The sequence below is a fragment of the Deltaproteobacteria bacterium HGW-Deltaproteobacteria-18 genome (genome assembly GCA_002841885.1).
Classification (GTDB): Bacteria; Desulfobacterota; Desulfovibrionia; order Desulfovibrionales; family Desulfomicrobiaceae; genus Desulfomicrobium.
Window position 1 is genome coordinate 26825 of the sequence record PHBE01000024.1, and the last position, 16257, is coordinate 43081.

At 59.6% G+C, this 16257-nt stretch carries 13 protein-coding genes; 8 read left to right on the forward strand and 5 right to left on the reverse strand.

Going from position 1 to position 16257, the window contains the following annotated elements:
* Positions 1 to 21 precede the first annotated feature (21 nt).
* Positions 22 to 1500: a glycosyl transferase family 1 gene (locus tag CVU60_17095; GenBank protein ID PKN40189.1), complete on the reverse strand. Its 1479-nt coding sequence runs from the start codon at positions 1498 to 1500 to the stop codon at positions 22 to 24.
* A 47-nt stretch (positions 1501 to 1547) separates the two neighbouring features.
* On the opposite strand from CVU60_17095, the gene CVU60_17100 reads away from it, so the two are divergent.
* The 7 genes from CVU60_17100 to dnaA all read left to right on the forward strand — a co-directional run bounded on the left by CVU60_17100 (position 1548) and on the right by dnaA (position 7780).
* Positions 1548 to 2162 carry a 50S rRNA methyltransferase gene (locus tag CVU60_17100; protein ID PKN40190.1) on the forward strand — a complete coding sequence of 205 codons (615 nt, stop codon included), beginning with the start codon at positions 1548 to 1550 and terminating at the stop codon, positions 2160 to 2162.
* 18 nt (positions 2163 to 2180) lie between these two features.
* Positions 2181 to 2921, forward strand: coding sequence for a YebC/PmpR family DNA-binding transcriptional regulator (locus CVU60_17105; GenBank protein ID PKN40191.1), 741 nt, complete (start codon positions 2181 to 2183; stop codon positions 2919 to 2921).
* Between the two features lie 9 nt (positions 2922 to 2930).
* Positions 2931 to 3464: a crossover junction endodeoxyribonuclease RuvC gene (locus CVU60_17110; protein PKN40192.1), complete on the forward strand. Its 534-nt coding sequence runs from the start codon at positions 2931 to 2933 to the stop codon at positions 3462 to 3464.
* 9 nt (positions 3465 to 3473) lie between these two features.
* A complete protein-coding gene (locus tag CVU60_17115) occupies positions 3474 to 4070 on the forward strand; it encodes a Holliday junction branch migration protein RuvA (GenBank protein PKN40193.1) in 597 nt (198 codons plus the stop codon).
* A 1-nt stretch (position 4071) separates the two neighbouring features.
* Positions 4072 to 5046 (forward strand): Holliday junction branch migration DNA helicase RuvB, encoded by a 975-nt coding sequence (locus CVU60_17120; protein PKN40194.1) that lies wholly within the window; start codon positions 4072 to 4074, stop codon positions 5044 to 5046.
* Between the two features lie 100 nt (positions 5047 to 5146).
* Complete coding sequence (gene thyX / locus CVU60_17125) at positions 5147 to 5827, forward strand: thymidylate synthase (FAD) (protein PKN40195.1); 681 nt, start codon at positions 5147 to 5149, stop codon at positions 5825 to 5827.
* Positions 5828 to 6430: 603 nt separating this feature from the next.
* Positions 6431 to 7780, forward strand: a complete 1350-nt coding sequence (dnaA, locus tag CVU60_17130; GenBank protein PKN40196.1) for a chromosomal replication initiator protein DnaA — start codon at positions 6431 to 6433, stop codon at positions 7778 to 7780.
* Between the two features lie 89 nt (positions 7781 to 7869).
* Here dnaA and CVU60_17135 read toward each other — a convergent pair whose 3' ends face one another.
* The 4 genes from CVU60_17135 to CVU60_17150 are packed head-to-tail and all read right to left on the reverse strand — an operon-like array spanning position 7870 to position 14574.
* Positions 7870 to 9942 carry a histidine kinase gene (locus CVU60_17135; GenBank protein PKN40197.1) on the reverse strand — a complete coding sequence of 691 codons (2073 nt, stop codon included), beginning with the start codon at positions 9940 to 9942 and terminating at the stop codon, positions 7870 to 7872.
* Between the two features lie 19 nt (positions 9943 to 9961).
* Positions 9962 to 11035 carry a hypothetical protein gene (locus tag CVU60_17140; GenBank protein ID PKN40198.1) on the reverse strand — a complete coding sequence of 358 codons (1074 nt, stop codon included), beginning with the start codon at positions 11033 to 11035 and terminating at the stop codon, positions 9962 to 9964.
* A gap of 4 nt (positions 11036 to 11039) precedes the next feature.
* The gene (locus CVU60_17145) at positions 11040 to 12368 is read right to left on the reverse strand and encodes an HlyD family type I secretion periplasmic adaptor subunit (GenBank protein ID PKN40199.1); all 1329 of its coding nucleotides are present in this window, start codon (positions 12366 to 12368) and stop codon (positions 11040 to 11042) included.
* A complete protein-coding gene (locus CVU60_17150) occupies positions 12361 to 14574 on the reverse strand; it encodes a type I secretion system permease/ATPase (GenBank protein ID PKN40200.1) in 2214 nt (737 codons plus the stop codon). The genes CVU60_17145 and CVU60_17150 overlap by 8 nt, the downstream gene beginning before the upstream one ends.
* Before the next feature lie 451 nt (positions 14575 to 15025).
* On the opposite strand from CVU60_17150, the gene CVU60_17155 reads away from it, so the two are divergent.
* A partial coding sequence (locus CVU60_17155; protein ID PKN40201.1) for a hypothetical protein occupies positions 15026 to 16257 on the forward strand: 1232 nt, incomplete at its 3' end.

Genomic DNA, 16257 nt, shown 5'->3' on the forward strand with positions numbered 1-16257 from the left:
TAGGATGGCAGGCCCGGTTTCCTAGGTTTGGGCAACTCTCTGGATGATGGTGCGCAGGCGGGAGACGTAGGAGTGTTCCGTCAGGATGAGCGATTGCCAGGCGCGGCGCAGTTCTTCCTTGCGTTCGGGATCGGCGGCCAGGCCGCGCAGGAGTTCCGTTGCCTTTTGCGGCGAGGAGAAGGTCACGGCCTGGGCCAGTTCCCGGGGGAAAATTTTCATGCCTGGCGTATCGTCCGTGAGCAGGAAGCCGCCGCAGGCCCAGACGTCGAAGTGGCGCTGGGTCAGGCCGTGGGGCAGGAGCAGGCTGGTCAGGTTCAGGGAAAAGGAGGCCTGGCGGTAAATTTCAGCCAGTCCCGCATAATAATCCACGGGGGGCAGGAGCCTTGTGTCCGGCAGCAGGTTGTGCCAGGCATCGTCGCCGACCACGGTCAGCCTGGTCTGTCTGGCCAGCGAGGAAAGGCAGCTCTGCCGCCAGGCCGCCGAGGCTGTCTCCGCGCCCAGGCCGATAAGCCGGACCTCGTTTCCCGGCCAGAGCGCATGATCGGGAAGCCGTTTGCTCCACCAGCCAAAATGGGCCTCCCGGCCGGGCAATCTCCCGGCCTCGTTGGCCAGCTCCTGCGGAATGCGGCAGGCCGCGAAGAAGCGGTCCCGGTCCGGGAAGGCCGAGCGGCCGACAAAGGTCAGATCGTCTCCGGCCGGACAGGGGTCGCCGGGAGCGAAGAAACGCCTGCTTGCGGCCAGGGGCAGGTGCATGGCGGCGGCTCCGAGGGCGCGCAGGGGCTCCACGAACCAGTCGTCGGTGACAAAGGTGGGCTGTTGTTTCCAGAGGTGGTTTTTCTGGCCTGTGAGCAGATGCAGGGGGTTGTCCACGCACCAGACGGCCACGGGAACTCCGGCCGCCTGCAGCCGGGCTTGGTTTTCGCCATACGGGTCCAGACCGTGGAAATTGACGCTCAGCAAGAGGCTTGGCCGCTCCTTGTTCAACATCCTGCCCAGATCCTGCGGCGAGAGGTTTGCGGGCAGACGCCGGGCATCCAGGCCCAGGTTTTGCGCCGCATCGGCCAGTTCCGGGATGACGAGGGCGTTTTGTGGCCCGGGCAGCCACAGGCTTTTGACCGAACCGCCCCTCTGGATCGGGCGGAGTCTGGCCAACAGGGGGGCGAAAATGGATGGAAAGAGACGGGTAGCCGGGGAATAGTGGAGCACGCTCACGCCGGGCAGAAGACCGAGCGCCTGTGCGAGGCTGACGTTTTCCCATGTTGAAGGCATGGCCGCATTCCAGGAGTTTGGCATCTGCCCGTCGATTTCCGGCACGCGCAGCAGAAAGATGCGGGCCGCTTTGCTGGCGTGCCGTGCGCAGAGTTCCGGTTCGGGGCCAGGGCAGGTGATGAGCAGATCCTCGCCTCCGCTGTGGAGATGAAGATATTGCTCTCCTGCGGGGAGCGATGTAGAAATCCCCAGTTCGTTTTTCAACTTTACACGTATGGGTCTGGCTGGCATGAAGGCGCTCGCTTGGGTGGTCGGGATGCTGCCCCGGTCATAAAAGCATGAAACAATACCGCGATTACTATTTCAAAAAGGCCAAGCAGGACAATTATCCTGCCCGCTCCGTATACAAGCTTCAGGAAATGGACAAGGCGAACAAGCTCTTGCGCCAAGGCCAGAAAGTGCTTGATCTCGGAGCCTGCCCCGGTTCCTGGACTCTCTACGCCGCCGAACGTGTCGGCGCGGGAGGACGGGTGCTGGGCATCGACCTGAACATGCCTGACACCCGCTTTCCGGAACAGGTGACCTTCCTGCAGGAAGACATCTTTGCCCGCACTCCTCTATTCCTTGGGCATCTGCAGGCGCTTGCCCCTTTCGACGTAGTCATGAGCGACATGGCCCCCAAGACGACGGGCTCCAAATTCACCGATCAGGCCCGCTCCATCCAGTTGGTGGAAGCGGCCTTCGGCGTAGCCGAGGAGTGGCTGGTTTCCGGAGGCACCTTCATCGCCAAGGTTTTTGAAGGACCGGACGTGCAGCCTTTTGTGCAGTCTCTTAAAGTCCGTTTCGCCAAGGTCGGCATGTTCAAGCCCAAAAGCAGCCGGGCGGAGAGCAAGGAAATATTCATCCTGGGTATGGGTTTTGTTCCCGCGGCCAGCGAGGCCCCGCCCGCATAACTTTTTTCGGAGGATTGTATGGCAGGACATAGTAAATGGAAGAATATCCAGCACCGCAAGGGACGGCAGGATCTCAAACGCGGCAAGATGTTTACCAAGGTCACCAAGGAGATCATTCTGGCGGCCAAGGGCGGCGGCGATCCGGACATGAACGCCCGCCTGCGCGCGGCCATTGATGCCGCCAAGGCCGTGAACCTGCCCAAGGACAAGATCGAGACGGCCATCAAGAAGGGCACGGGCGAACTGGCTTCCGAGGCGCTGGAAGAGATCATGTACGAAGGATACGCCCCGGGCGGCGTGGCCATCCTCATCGAGGCGGTCACGGACAACAAGAACCGCACCGTGGCCGAAGTGCGCCACATCTTGAGCAAGGGCGGCGGCTCCATGGGCGCGGCCGGTTGCGTGGCCTGGATGTTCGACACCAAGGGCGTGTTCGCCTTCGACAAGGAAAAGTACACCGAAGACCAGCTTCTGGAAGCCGGGCTCGAAGGCGGCGTCGAGGATGTGCTCGATGACGACGACTCCTGGCAGGTGCTCTGCGCGGCCGAAGACTTTCACAACGCCAGAAGCGCTTTCGAGGCCGCAGGCATCGAGATCATGAGCGCCGAACTCAATCGCATCCCGCAGAACACCGTGGCAGTGGATGTCGAGACCGGCCGCAAGGTCATGAAGCTCTATGACGCCCTGGACGACAACGATGACGTCCAGAACGTGTACGCCAATTTCGAGCTGCCGGCAGAACTCCTGGCTGAGATGTAGCCCGGCCGCATGGCAGCCGAGCGCATCATCCTGGGCGTGGACCCCGGGTCCCGCTGCATGGGCTACGGCCTTGTGCGGGAGCGGTCCGGGGTTTTGTCCCTGGTGGAGGCGGGCGTGGTGCGTCCCTCCGAAGAGGCCATGAGCACGCGCCTTGGCCTCATGTACACGCGCATCACTGAGTTGCTGGGCGTCCACACTCCCAGTGCCGTGGCCGTGGAGAATGTCTTCTTCGCCCGCAACTCCGCCTCGGCCCTGAAGCTTGGCCAGGCCCGGGGCGCGGTGCTGGCCGCTTGCGGCGTGCATGGGGTGGAGGTCTTCGGATACGAGCCCACCCTGGTCAAGAAGTCTCTGGTCGGCGCGGGGCGGGCGGAAAAAAGTCAGGTTTCCTTCATGGTCGGTCAGCTCCTGGGCGTTCGGCCGGACTGGGCCGAAGATGCGGGAGACGCCCTGGCCCTGGCCATCTGTCACTTGAACCATTTTCGGTTCATGGCCGCCGTCAATGCCGGTCAGGCCACTGGTCAAGACGGGGCAACTCGTCTATAGCTCCCACACATGATAGCCTACCTTGAAGGAACGATCCTGCGTCGCGATGAAGAGTCCTGCGTCCTGCTTACTGCAGGGGGCGTGGGCTATCAGGTCCATCTGACCACGCAGGGGGTGTCCACTCTGGGCCCTGGGGCCGAGGTGGCGCGGCTTTTCATCCACACCCTGGTCCGCGAGGATGCGCTCGTTCTCTATGGATTCACCACCTGGGAGGAGCGGCAGGCCTTTGTGACCCTCCTCGCCGCGCCCAAGCTCGGGCCCCGGACGGCTCTGGCCATGCTTGGCTGTTATGGCCCTGCGGAGCTGGCGGCCTGCATCGCCCGGGAGGATGTGGCGTCTCTGACCCGTGTGCCCGGCATCGGTGCCAAGACGGCCAAACGCCTGCTCCTTGATCTGAAGGACAAGCTCGTGGCCCAGCCGTCCCTGGCTTCAAGCCGTGTCGCACCAGTGGTCTCGGCCGCTTCGGACTGCGCGGCGGCCCTGGTCTCGCTGGGCTATGGGCGGCATGAAGTGGACGACGTGGTCAAGACTGTGTTCGAGAATGAGCCCGATCTGGATGCGGGCAGCGCCATCCGGCAGGCCTTGAAGATTTTTGCCGCCAAGTAGCATGATACAAAATCCCAGCGAAGAGCATATCCGGCCCCGCACCCTGGACGATTTCATCGGCCAGGAGGATGTACGCGGCAACCTGAAGATTTATCTGCAGGCGGCCAAGGAGCGTGGCCAGCATCTGGATCACTGCCTGCTCTATGGCAATCCGGGCCTTGGCAAGACCACCCTGGCCCAGATCATGGCCAGCGAACTGGGCGTGAACATGGTCTCCACCTCCGGTCCGGTGCTGGAGCGCAGCGGCGACCTGGCCGCCATCCTGACCAGCCTGAACCGGCACGACCTGCTTTTCATTGATGAAATCCACCGCATGCCGGCCGTGGTCGAGGAAATACTCTACCCCGGCATGGAGGATTTCAAGCTCGACCTCATCGTCGGCCAGGGCCCTGGGGCGCGCACGGTCAAGATCGAGCTTGAGCCGTTCACCCTGGTCGGGGCCACTACTCGCATCGGGCTTTTGACTTCACCCCTGCGTGACCGGTTCGGGGTCATTTGCCGGCTGGAATTTTACAATCCGCAAGAGCTGTCGCTGATCGTGACGCGCGCCGCGCGCATCCTCGGGCTTGAGATCAGCCCTGACGGAGCGCTTGAAATCGGCAAACGCTCAAGAGGCACGCCGCGCATCGCCAATCGTTTGCTGCGCCGAGTGGCCGATTACGCCCAGGTGGCCGGGAACGTGCTCATCGACGCGGAAGTGGCCGCCAAGGGCCTTGATATCATGGATGTTGATTCGCGGGGTCTGGACATGATGGATCGCAAGATCCTCGAGTGCATCATCGATCATTTCGGCGGCGGCCCCGTGGGCGTGAAAACCATCGCGGCGGCGTGTTCCGAAGAGGTCAGGACCATCGAGGACATCTACGAGCCGTATCTGATTCAGTGCGGTTTCCTGAAGCGTACCCCCCGAGGACGGGTGGTCACACCCAAGGCCTATCAGCACCTCGACGGCGGGCTCAAGCTGCGCGGTCAATAGTCCGGGATGCGTTTTTGCGGCGGCAGGGGAAACGCCCCCGCCGCCCGTCCTGTCCGGCATCTTTTTTCGACCTGTCTTCACCTAAGCCCAGAGAGGAGCCATGAAAGTCATCGATCCGAGTTTTTCATTCATGCACCTGCCCGACGGCGAGTTTGTTCTGAGTCACCTCGAACTGGCCGCGCGGACCTGTTACAAGTCCGAGGACAAGGCCAGTCCGGATTCGGCCCGCAAGCTTCTCTCCCGTATCGTGCGCCTCGGTCATGACAGTGTTCTGGAGCACATCAGCGTGACGGTGCGCATTGTCTGCGACCGTGGAGTAACCCACGAACTGGTCCGCCACCGCCTGTGCGCCTTTTCGCAGGAAAGCACCCGCTACGCCAACTACGCCCAGGACAAGTTCGGCAGCGAGATCACGGTCATCCGCCCGTTTTTCTGGCCCGAGGACGACGTTCGTTACGCTTTGTGGCTGTCCGCCATGCAGGCTTGCGAGGATGCCTATCTGCGCCTTGTCGACGCCGGAGCCACGGCCCAGGAGGCCAGGAGCGTCCTGCCCAACAGCCTCAAGACCGAGATCGTGACCACGGCCAACATCCGGGAGTGGCGGCACATATTCAAGCTGCGCTGTGACAAGGCCTCTCATCCGCAGATGCGTCAGGTCATGCTTCCGCTCATGGGAGCGTTTCAACAGCGTATCCCCCTGCTTTTCGACGATCTTAAGGATCGTTTTGCCGATGCCCTTGCGGAATTTGAATCCGAGGGTGCCGCCGCCCGCCTGTTCTGAAATTTTACACTGCTTGAGATAACTTAAGGGCATGTTCAAGAAACGTGCCCTTTTTTTGTTTTGGGATGTGAGGAAGTGCCTGGAAGATTCGTGTGGTGCCATGGAAACGAGGTCTAGGAACAGCTAATCCCCATTTTACCTTTCTGTTGCAGGAAATTCGGAGCGTTCGCGTCATCTTTTTTTTCCGGATCGAGATATTTTAGGAGACGGGGATAAAATGGCATTGTCGTGTAATTAAGATTTTATACTAATATTTAAGGATAGTATATTTCATAGTTCTCTGTAGACGTCGGAAGCATCGGAACTTCCAAGACTTTAATGTCAGAAAACAAAAAACGAAGAAAATAGCAGAAAATCGTAGATAATTTTATAGGGGATGTGAATAAGTTTTCATCATATGTTTATAATTAAGTGTTGACAACGCGGGAGGCCCGGTCTTTCGGGACAATGACAGCTTCGCGTCAGAGCCACAAAAGCAATGCATAACGAGGAAGTCGAATTATTCTAGCATTTTATCCTGTATAGAAAGAGTTGGGCCAAGTTGGGACTGGCTGGTTATACCGGAGTTGTCGCAGGGCTGTCGCTTGGCTAGGAACCTTTCCCATGATTGACGCATGGCATCACATTTCTCTTTCCCTTGAAAAGAACCTCACTCCGGGCCATTACCAGCTCTGGATCAAACCCCTGCAAGGATGTCTTGATAACGACACCCTGGTCCTCTGCGCGCCCAACTCCTTTGTGAGTACATGGGTCCGGGACCGTATGCTGGACAAGATCAGGGTTGCGGCCGCCGAGACTCTGGGTTTTGCGCCGAGCATCGAAGTCTGCGCCGTCCAGGCCGATGCGCCCGCACCCGTGCGTGTAAAGGCCGGACCAGCCAAAAAGATCGTCTCGCGCCAAATGGGCCTGCCCATGGCTCACGCGCTGCCTACGCAGACCGTGCAGAATTGGCGGCATCAGTTCGATGATTTCATTGTCGGCCCTTGCAACAATCTGGCATATGTCGCATCCCGCAGCTTCTGCCAGGACGCGCAAGGCTCGGATCAGCTTTTTCTGTGCTCCGCGCCGGGTCTGGGCAAGACCCACCTGGCCCAGGCCATCGGCAGCGAGATCGCCCGGCAGACCAACAGGCAGCATCTTCGGGTCTGCTATCTGAGCGGCGAGGAGTTTTCCTCGCAGCTGGTCATGGCCATCAAAGCCAAGGCCGTGGAGCAGTTCAAGGCCCGTTTCAGGTCCAACGTGGACCTGCTCCTGCTCGAAGACGTGCATTTTTTTCAGGGCAAGGAGAAAATGCAGGATGAGCTTCTGAACACCTTGAAATCCCTCCAGAACCAGGGACGCCGGGTGGTAATGACCAGCACATTTTTGCCCCGCGAGCTGTCCGACATCGACGCCAACCTGCTCTCCCGGTTCGCGCAGGGGTTCATGGCCGTCATCGACAAGCCCGACTACCAGACCCGCATGGGCATCATTCAGGCCAAGTCGCAGGCTTCGCAGGTCAGCATGCCGGGCAGCGTGGCCGAGCTTCTGGCCGACAGGATCAAGACCGATGTCCGCCAGCTTGAGAGTTGCCTGAAAAATATCATCCTGAAGGCCAAGCTTCTGAACATGGATATCACCATGGACCTGGCCTGGGAGATCCTGCAGAACTACAACCTCGACAGCGCCTCCATCGATCTCGACAAGATCATCAGCTTCGTCTGCCAGGCCTATGGGTTCGGCTTTGACGATCTGCGCTCCAAGAGCCGCAAGCGCGACCGTGTCATTGCCCGCAATACAGCCTTCTACCTTGCCCGCAAGCACACGGACCTGTCCCTGATGGATATCGGCCGGCGCTTCAACCGCAAGCATTCCACGGTCATCAAGGGCATCGCCTCCGTGGAGCAGGAAGTTACCCGCAAGACGTCTCTGGGCAACCAGCTGGCCCGTACGATCAATCAGCTCCACGCCTGATTTATAAGCAGCGAACACTTCGTCAAAATTCACACAAAAAAGGCCCATGCGTTTGAAGCGCATGGGCCTTTGTCTTTTCCGGCAGGGAGCTATTCGCCCGATTTTTCCAACAGCCTGTTACCGCGTGAGGTCTCAATGGCGGCGGCAAGGGCCTCGACGACGTGCCGATCGTAACTGTGTGCTGCCGAGCGTAGGGTTTCGAGAGCCTGCACGGTGCTCATGGCCGGCCTGTAGGCCCGGGGGCGGATCATGGCGCAGAAACTGTTGGTTACGCTCAGGACCCTGGCCAGGAGGCTGATCTCCTCGCCGTGCAGGCCCTGGGGGTAGCCGCTGCCGTCGAGACGTTCGTTCATTTGATAGACCGCCTCGAATACGGGAAGCTCGAAGTCTATCTGGCGCAGAATGTCCGCCGCATGGTCGACGTGCCTCTGAACCAGCTCTTTTTCCTGTTCAGTGAGTTGCTCGACCTTGGTCAGAATCGCCTTGTCGATGAAGATCTTGCCGATCTGGGACAGGTTGGAGGCGATCTCAATCGTGGATTTGTCCTCGGAGGAAAGACTCAGACTGTCCGCCAGCAGGGAGGAAACATCGCGCATCAGCAGGGAATGTCCGGCCAGATAGGGGTCCGTGAACTCGATGGCCTTGACCAGCGCTTCCACGGTCTGGGAGATGGCCTGACGCTTGCGGTCCTCGGCCTGCACCATGGCGGTGATGTCCCGGAACACGGAGACGATGCCCTGCGGGGTGTTCTGATCACCCTTCAAGGTGACCTTTGTGATCTGGAAATGGTGTTCCCGCGACTTGAGGAAGATGCGTTCGGTGACGGTCACGGGCGTTCCGGTCTGCAAGGTCTTGGCGTCGGACTGTTCCAGGCGTTTGCCGGTGTCGAAGCCGAACAGGGCAATATCGTCCAGGCCGAGGACCTCGTCTTCCGGTCGTCCCACGCTCTCGGCCAAAGCCGGGTTGGCGTAGGTGTAGTTGCCGCTCAGGTTCTTGACGGCGATGAAATCCGGGATCGAGTCGTTGATGGAATCCAGGAAGTTGCGTTGTTGCTCGAGTTCCTGGGCCAGGGTCTGAAACTTGCCGGCGATGCGCTTGTGGCTCTGGCCGATGGTGCGCCACCAGATGGCGCCGAAGAGGAGGCTTGTGACCATGGCGATGAGGCCCGCGATGAGCAGGGAAATTCGGGTGTATTCCTGCAAGCCTGCGGTTGCGCTCTGGGTATCCACTTCCTGGACGATCCACAGGTCAAGATCGGGAAGCTTCACGCCAAGCGAAAATACGGGTGTCTGGCCGCCCAGGCTGTTGCGTTTGGCAAAGCCGAGCCGCTGCCCCGAATCCAGTTCCGGCGGCGTCTGGATGGGGGCGATCCCGCCAGGGGTCCAGGGCACGATCTCCTGAAATCCGGCCTCGGTCATCTGCATGATCCGGGTTCTCTCTCCCCTGGTCGAGAGTGGGGTGTTGGAGAGCAGGGAGGTGATGGTCATGCCCGCGCTCTTGGTCAGCATGGCCACGGCCACGGCCTTTTTCTCACCATTTTCCTCGGCCGTGGAGTAGATCGGCACGCACATGTCGATGACCAGGCCGTTTTCTGTCTGACGCAGAGGCGAGAAGTGGGCCATGGGATAGGCGAAGGTCTTTTTGATCAGGGCAGTCTGACTCGGGGAGAGCGGGGTCACCCGCGAGTCGGAGCCGATGTAGGACTGCCCGCTGCGGTGTACGATACGCCCTGACAGAAAGCCCGCAAAGACGGTGAAATCGGCGAAAGTCTGGTGCATGAGGGGAAATTGGTCGGTCAGCTGGGCCATCTGATTATAGGCCTCCCCTTCGGGGATGATGCCCGTGATGAGAAAGCTGGGATCAGCGTCGATTAGGTCCATGTCCGTGGCATAAAGCCGAAACAGGTCCGAGGAAATGAGCTTGTCGGTCTGCTCGACCAGGCCCGAAAGCCACGCCGAGAGGACTTCGGTGCGGCTGGTGCCCAGCAATTCGAGCCGACTGCTGATCTGGTCTTGCAGTTCTCCCTGCTTGGCACGGACGCTCCAGCCTACCCACGCCAAAAGAGCCACGATGATCAGGGAGATGATGGCCACCCCCATGACCAGCTCCGACCTGTTCCTGCCCATGGCGGGTAGAGCTGCTTTGCTGCTTGATGCTGTCATATTCCCCTCTCCGTTAAGTTTAGTTCGCTACAGGGATGTGTGACCACCGATGCTCCTCGTTCAAGGAGTATTGCGGGAGGTAATGTCTGTATTTGCCGTGCGTGAAAATTGCGTCGGAGATGTTGTTCAGGATGTAGGCATCCCCGTGCGTGAATACTGCCAGAACAGCGTGCCCGATGCCCCTTATGCGATCCTTGAGGACGACGATGCGCAACTCGTCCTGCGAAAAGCCCAACTCCCGCAGGGCAAAGTATTTGATGATGGCGTAGTCCTCGCAATCTCCGGATATCTTGAGGAATTCCTGCGGCGTGGCCCACCAGTCCGAGACTCCGTAGGCGTCCTGGTCCAGGCGATAGGGCCATTTGTTGAAAAAGGCATTGATCATCCGCAGCTGTTCCATGCGTTCTTTGCCCCTGGCCTGCTTGATGATGCGCTGCCAACTGGTTGCACCGGGCGGGCAGGCCTTGGCCGAGGTGCAGCTGTTCAGCGTCTGGATCTGTCCCTTGACTTTGGAAAGAACCCGCTTCCATTTGGGCAGGGCATTGAAATTGCCGCGAAAGGCCGCGCTCTGAAAAAGCCGCACCGGCTGGTTGCCGGAATCTGTCTGCGCGCCCGGAGCCGGCTCCGAAGGAGTGGGGGCTGGCGTCCGGGTGTCCTGGCGCCATATGGGCAGGGGCGCTGTCGTTGTGGACGGATTGCGATCCTGCTCTGCCTTGGCAACCGTCTGCACGTTTGACTCCCGGTCCTGCGCCGTAGCCTCCGCAGCCTGCTTCAAGGGCTCCTCTGTCAGCGTTCCGGGGTCCTCGGTCTGTTTCTGCGGGACCACCGCAGCGGTTTCCATTTCCCGATTCGTGTTCGGCCGGGCACCTTCTTGTGTTTTCAGCGGGCTGTCCGGCAAAGGAGACTCGATCTCCTGCCGCAGCTCCGTCCGGGCGGGTTCTCCCGTTGCGGCATCCGCGTTTTCCTGTCTTTGCTCCGTCTGCTCCGACTGGTTGTGAATCGGTGCGTCTCCAGTCCCCATTGCCGCAAAATCGCTGGGAAAGCACAGGGCCGCCGCCAGCAGCAAAAGGTAAGTGGAGATGTGCCATCTCAACAGGTCAACGCTCCCTCAAGGCGTTCTCCTTGGCCTTGAGAATGGGTTTCAAAAGGTAGTCGAGCACGCTCTTCTTGCCCGTCAGAATGTCCACGCTGGCAGTCATGCCCGGGATGATCGGGAGCTTTTCTCCACGATAGACGATGGCCGATGCCTGGGTGCGCAGCTTGACCTTGTAAAAGCTCTCGCCCTTCTGGTCTTCGATGGTGTCGCCGCTGATCTGCTCGACGGAACCTTCAAGCCCTCCGTAGATGGAGAAGTCGTAGGCAGTGATCTTGATCATGGCCTTTTGGCCCGGATGCAGAAACGCGATGTCGGCAGGCTTGATGTTGGCTTCGATGAGCAGGGTGTCGTCCAGGGGGATGATTTCAAGAATCGGTTCGCCTGGTTTGACCACGCCGCCCACGGTGTTCAGGATGACCTGCTTGACGGTGCCGCGCACAGGGCTGCGCACGTCGGTGCGCGTGACCCGGTCCTGTCCGGCGGACAGGGCATGCAGCTTGGAGTTCAGCTCAACCTGATGCTGGTTCATCTCCTGCAAGGCCGTAGCCTTGAACTCGGCCATGCGTTGGGCCTGGCGATCCTTGATTTCCTGCGCCGCCTGCTGCGTGCGCGGGATGGCCACGCTCAGGCTCTGCAGATCACCGCTCAGGGAACTGACGGCGCGCTCCAGGGAGAGGTAGTCGACCCTCGGGTAGACGTTTTTTTCCATGAGGGGTTTGGCGATATTCCGTTGCTCCTGGGCCAGCTTCAGGTCCTGGGCTGTCTGGTTGCGCCGGATGGTCATCTCGCGGGCTTCCTGCAGACGCTGCGTGTACTGGCTGCGCAGAATGTTCATCTCCTGGTTCAGTTGGTCCATGCGCGCCCGATAAATGGCCATCTGGTCATTTACCGCCTTGGAGGCCTTGGTTTTAAGGTCTTCGGAAAAAACCGGCTCCGTGCCCGACGATTCGGCCTTGAGGCGGGCGATGGCGGCCTGATGCTCCAGGGCCTGGCTGGCCGTGTCCTTCAGGGTGCTCTGCGCCAGTTCGTTGCTGATGCGGACCAGGATGTCGCCTTTCTCCACGAGCTGGTTTTCCCGCACCAGGGTTTCTTCAAGAATGCCGCCTTCCAGGTTCTGGATGATCTGTACCCGCTGGGACGGGATGACTTGGCCCATGCCGCGCGTGACTTCGTCCAGAATGGCGAAATGGGTCCAGACCAGCAGGGAGCCCAGGAGCAGGCAGATGGTCGCGGAGAGCGCGTAGGCCCAGCGGTGGCCCCGGCGGTACATGGCCGCGTCGACCACGCTCATGTATTCGAGATCGGATTCGGAGTAGACGGGATTACGCATTTTTGGCTCCGTTGCCGCGTTTTTGCAGTTCGGCCAGAACTTCGTTGCGCGGTCCGTCGGCTATGATTGATCCGCCTTCGATGGCGATGACCCGTGTGGCCAGGGACAACAGGCTCGGCCGGTGAGTGATGAGAACGAGGGTTTTGCCTTTCAGGGCCGAGGAGAGACGAAGCTTGAGCACGGCCTCCACCCCCACGTCCATGGAGCTGCTGGGTTCGTCCAGGATGACGATGTCCGGGTCCAGGAGCAGGGTGCGGGCGATGGTGATGGCCTGCCGCTGTCCTCCGGAGAGGGCCAGCCCACGTTCCCCTACCTGCAGGTTGAAGCCGGCGGGGTTGTTTTTGATGAAGTCCGTGACTCCGGCGATGGTCGCGGCCCGCAGCAGCGCCTGGTCGCTGACGTGGGGCGCACCGAGAGTGATGTTTTCGCGCACGGTGCCATGGAACAGGAAATTGTCCTGGGCCATGTAGCCGATTTTGGCCCGCAATTCGGCCGGGTCGATCTGGCGGATGTCGAGCCCCCCGATTTTCACCGCCCCTTTTTGCGGTTCGTAGAGGCCATTGATGAGCTTGCCAAGCGTGGTCTTGCCCGAGCCCATCTTGCCGATGATCGCCACGCGTTCGCCCTGCGCGATGTGCAGGTCGACGTGGGACAGGGCGTTGGTCAAGGCGTTCGGGTATTTGAAGCTGACGTCCTCGAAGGTGATGCTGGCGCGCAGGTCCTGATGTTCGGGATGCTGGACGTCATCGGGGCGCTCGCTCGGGATCTGCATGAGGAGATCCAGATTCTTGAGAGCCATGCGGCTCTGCTGCAGGCGGGTCAGCATGGCCGCCACCGCGCCCAGCGGAGCCATGGCCCGGCCGACAAGGATGGAGCAGGCGATGAGTCCGCCCATGGTCATCAGGCCTTCGGAGATGCGGTACACGCCCCAGATGATGACGCCGCAGTAAACGATTTGAGAAGCGAACTGGGTGAAGCTCAGTGAAAAGGTGCTGAGCGACTTGGAGCGGATGGCCGATTTCGCGCCCATGCCGACGATGTTCTCCCAGCGACCGAGCATGGAGCCTTCGGCCCGGCTGGTCTTGATGGTCTCAAGGCCGCTCACGGTCTCCACCAGCAGCGCGTTTTTCTGGGTGGACTCCTTGTAGCCGCCTTCGATGGCGCGTTTCAAGGGCCCCTGCAGGATGATGCCGACCAGGATGACTATTGGCGCGATCACGGCCGGAACAACGGCGACGGGGCCGCCAATGTAGAAGATGATGGTAATGAACAGGATCAAAAAGGGCAGATCCACCAGGGCGAGCAACGTGGTGGAACTGAAGAACTCACGCAGGGAATCGAACTCGCGCATGTTGTTGACGAGCGCCCCTGTGGATTCGGGCTTGTGGTCGAGGCGGATGGACAGAATGTGGCTCATGAGCTTGCTGGCCACCAGAATGTCGGAGTTGCGGCCGGCCACGTCCACGAAATAGCCGCGCAGATTTCTGAGCGCGAAGTCGAAGAAGAAGGCGATGCCGACACCCACGGCCAGCACCCACAAGGTCTCGAGGGCGTTGTTGGGCACGACCCGGTCGTACACGTTCATGGTGAACAGCGGCGAGGCGATGGCCAGCAGATTGATGAAGATCGTGGCCAGGATGACATGTCGGTAAATGGGCAGAAAGTGGAAAATGGTGCCCCAGAACCATTTTTTGGTGTTGAAGATCTTGAGGCCTTCGGTCCTGCCGTCCAGGCTGGCCTTAGGGCGGGCGAAGACGGCGTGCCCGGAGTAGGTCTCCTTGAGCTTCTCGACAGGGGTGTCGAAGGGCGCGTCGGGGGTCTCGGGCATGATGACGCGGGCCGTGCCGGACGCCACGCTGACCAGCACGCAGGCCGATCCGTCCTGCATGAGCAGGATGCAGGGCAGGTTCAAGGGGGAGATTTTGTCGATGACGGGCTTGTGCGTGATCTGGGCGTCTATCCCTTCACGCCTTGCGGCGCGGATCACCGCGTAGGGCGTCATGCCCTCCTGGGTGCGCGGCAGGCCCGCTTCCAGGGCCGTGGAACTGACGGGCCGGCCCTGCAGGCGGGATATCACGGCCAAACATCCTACCAGCGGCGGGGTAAAATAGACCTGTGAAGGGTTGAGCTGGGCGGTGACTGCTGGCCGCGTTTTGGCGGCGGCCTGTGGAGCCGGTATGGGGATGGCAACCTTGGGATCATTCATGCGTGCTTGGCCTCGATGATATTGATATGTTGCCGGAAACTAAGTCCTGCCCCGTCATCTTGCAAGGGAAATTCGGTTTTTTCCTCTCACCCTTAAGTATGAGAAAAACTGCTCCAGTCTTCTCCCCGCCGCTCATACTTTTCCTGCGTATGACATTTTGTCCCACATATTTCAGCCCATTGTCGTTCCCCTCAAAGCGCTGGAAAAATCATACCTGACTTAATTTTCTTTCATGCTTGACCCTGCAAACATAGATTCCCATTAGAAGTATAAGAAAAATTATAAAAGCATACAGAATGTATTTTTATTTTATGTGCGAGTATTGATAAAAATTTTGTAGCGCATAATTTGTGAAACTATAAAAATGGCGAGGTGGGATGGTGGTTTTTAAATGGGCCAAACTATCTAGCAAAAATGAATATAATGCGTGTGAAACATAATGGAGGTTATCATGGCTGAAACAACACAAGGAACCAAACTGTCAGTCAGGGCTCCCGAAGCCGGGCAGTCCGTAATCGTCAGTGCGATCCCGGGACAGGATATCGTGCTTGACTCCGCCTTTGACCAGGCAGAGCCGAAAATGTCTGACAACAACGTTGTCTTCGAGTTCGCAGATGGCGGGCAGGTGGTCATCGAGTTCAGTGATATACCGGATGGCCAAGTCCCGAACATCATCTTGGCGGACGGCACGGTCCTCAATTTGCAGGAATTTCTAGCCTCTCTTGGCGAGGGAGACGTGGAGCCCGCAGCAGGCCCTGAAGGCGGCGCCACCGGAAGCGGCGGTGTTGGCGAGTACAGGGACGACGCGGGCAATCTCATTGATGGCGTGGACAAGCTGGGCGGTTTGGATCCGCGTGATTTCACCGCCATCACGGTGGAGGCCCTTGAAGCCACGGACGAACTCAATCCGTTGCCTTCGGCAGGGCTGGCTTTTGGAGCCGCCGACGAAGACGGGCTCCGTATCAGCGAGCTGACCATGACTCCTTTTGACGGCAACGACGACGGGGCCGACGGGGATCATCCCGCTCAGTTTGCGTATGCCGAAGGGGGGCTCAATTATGACTTCGGCGGAGACGGACCTTCCGCAACGACTCCGTTCGTTTGGAGTCTGGCGGGTCTTGTGACCCTGGGAGTGGAATCCCGTGGGAATGCGCTTCAGTATGAAGTCGTGGACGGTGGAACAACCTTGAACGCGTTCTATATTACTGAATATCCAAACGGGGAATACGATTACAGAACAGAGTCCCAGGGACCCGTCAGAGTGGATGTGTTCAGCCTGCAGGTTACGGATCTGGCCGCCGGAACATACAGATTCGAGTTGTATCAGCCCCTCGATCATTCCGTGTCCGGCACGGAAGACGACATCCTCTACAATTTTTCCTTCACCCTGACCGATGGCTCTGGAGATTCCGTCGTTGGCGGGCTGAACATGATAGTTGACGATGATTCGCCAGTTGTTGCGGCGAATGCTTCCGAGCTGCCTGAGTTGATCCTCGACGAATCGCCCGTAGGCGCTGGCGAGGGCTCGGGCATTGTCGAAAGCCCGCAAGATACGGGCAATTACAGCCTTGCAACGGCCATCAGCCTTGATGGACATTTCACGTTGGGTGTCAATCCTGATGTCGCAGATTCAGAAACCGTGCCCTTTGTATCCATCCATGCCGTCGGCAACGGCCAGCCGGA

Excerpts from the sequence above, each read along its gene's own strand:
- CVU60_17095 (PKN40189.1), bottom strand. The coding sequence starts at position 1,500 with ATGCCAGCCAGACCCATACGTGTAAAGTTGAAAAACGAACTGGGGATT.
- CVU60_17100 (PKN40190.1), top strand. The coding sequence starts at position 1,548 with ATGAAACAATACCGCGATTACTATTTCAAAAAGGCCAAGCAGGACAAT.
- CVU60_17105 (PKN40191.1), top strand. The coding sequence starts at position 2,181 with ATGGCAGGACATAGTAAATGGAAGAATATCCAGCACCGCAAGGGACGG.
- CVU60_17110 (PKN40192.1), top strand. The coding sequence starts at position 2,931 with ATGGCAGCCGAGCGCATCATCCTGGGCGTGGACCCCGGGTCCCGCTGC.
- CVU60_17115 (PKN40193.1), top strand. The coding sequence starts at position 3,474 with ATGATAGCCTACCTTGAAGGAACGATCCTGCGTCGCGATGAAGAGTCC.
- CVU60_17120 (PKN40194.1), top strand. The coding sequence starts at position 4,072 with ATGATACAAAATCCCAGCGAAGAGCATATCCGGCCCCGCACCCTGGAC.
- thyX (PKN40195.1), top strand. The coding sequence starts at position 5,147 with ATGAAAGTCATCGATCCGAGTTTTTCATTCATGCACCTGCCCGACGGC.
- dnaA (PKN40196.1), top strand. The coding sequence starts at position 6,431 with ATGATTGACGCATGGCATCACATTTCTCTTTCCCTTGAAAAGAACCTC.
- CVU60_17135 (PKN40197.1), bottom strand. The coding sequence starts at position 9,942 with ATGACAGCATCAAGCAGCAAAGCAGCTCTACCCGCCATGGGCAGGAAC.
- CVU60_17145 (PKN40199.1), bottom strand. The coding sequence starts at position 12,368 with ATGCGTAATCCCGTCTACTCCGAATCCGATCTCGAATACATGAGCGTG.
- CVU60_17150 (PKN40200.1), bottom strand. The coding sequence starts at position 14,574 with ATGAATGATCCCAAGGTTGCCATCCCCATACCGGCTCCACAGGCCGCC.